Origin of the sequence: Dolichospermum sp. LEGE 00246, from assembly GCF_015207865.1 — a bacterium.
In the GTDB taxonomy this organism is placed as follows: Bacteria; Cyanobacteriota; Cyanobacteriia; order Cyanobacteriales; family Nostocaceae; genus Dolichospermum; species Dolichospermum heterosporum.
Genome location: NZ_JADEWA010000632.1, coordinates 1 through 2,296, shown reverse-complemented (window position 1 = coordinate 2,296; position 2,296 = coordinate 1). Strand labels below are relative to the sequence as shown.

2 protein-coding genes are annotated in these 2,296 nt (G+C 40.4%); both read right to left on the bottom strand.

Features of this window, described 5'->3' with window-relative positions; translation table 11 throughout:
* Positions 1–38: 38 nt before the first annotated feature.
* Positions 39–887, bottom strand: a complete 849-nt coding sequence (locus IQ228_RS24915) for an HpsJ family protein (protein WP_027404808.1) — start codon at positions 885–887, stop codon at positions 39–41.
* Positions 888–975: 88 nt separating this feature from the next.
* Positions 976–1,944: a 7,8-didemethyl-8-hydroxy-5-deazariboflavin synthase subunit CofG gene (gene cofG / locus IQ228_RS24910; protein ID WP_027404807.1), complete on the bottom strand. Its 969-nt coding sequence runs from the start codon at positions 1,942–1,944 to the stop codon at positions 976–978.
* Positions 1,945–2,296: the final 352 nt, after the last annotated feature.

The following is a 2,296-nucleotide window of genomic DNA, read 5'->3' as shown; positions in this document are numbered from 1 at the left end:
AGACAGACCTCCCCTACCCCCCTACTTGCCTTCACCCGTCATTTTCTGGTTGACAGACTACTAGAACTACTTTTGGAAACACCCATACCTCTTAATCCTCTCCACCCGATGACGATGTAACCAATTGACAACAATAAACTATTAATACCAGTTCGCAATTCCTTCCAGGCATCTTCCTGGGTTTTTTGCAACTGTTGTTGTGCTTGAGTCTGAATTTGGCTAATTCTCTGCTTTGCTAGTTGTTCAGGGTCTGTTTGCTGGGCGATGAAATTATCAAGAGAGTTAAGATTTGTTTTATACTGCTTCAGTAAATCCTTCTGTGCCTCTGGTAATTGGTTGTCACTAAGTGCCTGATTATACTTTTGTTCATCCTTGACCAGTTCATTTAGCTGGGTTCTGAGTTGCTCTTTTAATGCAGCGCGTTGTTTCTCTACAGATGCTTTTACCTGATCATTTCCAAGTTGATTTTGGAGTTGTGCTAATTGACTTTTAACTTGGTTTTCTGACTGTTCCGCTTCTTTCTCAATCCGTGCTAACCCCTCTTCCTTTACTTGATTGACGTTACTGAGATGTAGGGGAAAAATCAGCAAAAATATTAGTCCTAACAAACTAGATAGGATAAAAATTGGCAATTTTAGACCAGAGGACGAGGAACGACTACTTTCACTAGATCTATCAACCCAGTATGCAGTTAGAATCCCTCCTAGACCAAGCAATGGTACAATACCCTGATCTACAAGACTTCTGCACAGGTTAATTTGCCAGAGTTTATCTGTAAGTTGTAAAGGGAATAATAAAAATAGAAGGTCTAGAGAAAAAAACAATATGCAGATGATACCTATTAACTGGAGCAAGAAGGATGTCCTAGAGGATATACTAGTAGTCATATTTGTTTACAGTGTAAATACATTAGATTAATTAGCATATTTAATGTTACTTTTATCGTACTGTGTCGCTATTTTTTCATGAACAGGGCTAGAGATTAAATCTTTCTCGCCATTCTTGTACCTGCTGTCGTAACCCTGCACCCAACCAGTCGTCAAACTGGGGATACAGTGGTAAACGTGGTACTAACTCCCAGCCTCTAGACTCTAAAATATTTCTAAGTTCCTGTTCCTGTAAATGGGGATAATCAGGATTAACTTCATCCTTGGGACTTATTCCTCCTAAATCCCTCGCTCCAGCGGCTATACAAGCAAGTAACCAATTTTCATCTTCAACTAAATTGGGGGGAATCTGAATTGTCACGTCTGCTGGTAAAATTTCCCGCGCTTTAGCGATAACTGTCGGTAATTGATGGGGGTCAAATGGTGGTGCGTCAAAGGTTTGCACAGTTCCAGGGCTGTGGGGTTGAAGAATTACCTCTTGAATATGATGGTAATGTGCATGAGATTCGGAAATAGCGGTTAAAGTCTCCCACCAATCTGCTTCTGTTTCTCCTATTCCCAAAAGTAATCCTGTGGTGAAGGGGATTTTTAGCTCCCCTGCCCATTGTAATTGTTGCGATCGCACTTGGGGCAATTTACTCGGTGCATGACGATGGACTGTATTTAATAGTTGTGGTGTTAACTGCTCCAACATTAACCCCATTGACACATTCACAGTTTTTAGTCTTTGCATTTCTGCCCAACTTAGTGGACCAACGTTGGTATGGGGTAAAAATCCCATTTCCAATGCTAATGCACACAAATCATAAATTCGTTCAAACCAAGCTTCCCGTCTGGCTGAATGGGGATGGACCTCCCCACTCAAAATCAGGATTTCACAGACATTTTGATTTTTAAGTTGTAAAAAAATCTCTTTAGCAGCCCCAAGAGTCAACCAAGGACTTTTACCCGGTTCTGTGCGGAAATTGCAGTATGTACAGCGATTAAAGCATTCATAAGTAGGAACGATAGTATAGGCGGGACTATAGGTGACAATATTTTGACGAAATACAGGCATATACGGTAGGGGCGCAGGGTCTGCGCCCAAAAATGTAGGGGTTTATCAATCAATTAGAAGTTAAGTTACAAGAAAATTAGAAATTCTTACGAAAATAATTAATAGCTGAAATCCTCACTCCGTCTAGGATACAAGCTTATTAATGATCCAGGTTTCTAGATTTATCAAAAAATATTACGAAAACCCCTTTACAAATCGAAATATAGGGCTTACTATAAGTTCATAAGGTAGAAACACCTACCAGAACATACATAACTCAAACGCAATTATAAACACATGACAACCACCTTACAACAGCGCGAAAGTGCTAACGTATGGAGCCGCTTCTGCGAGTGGATCACAAGCACCGACA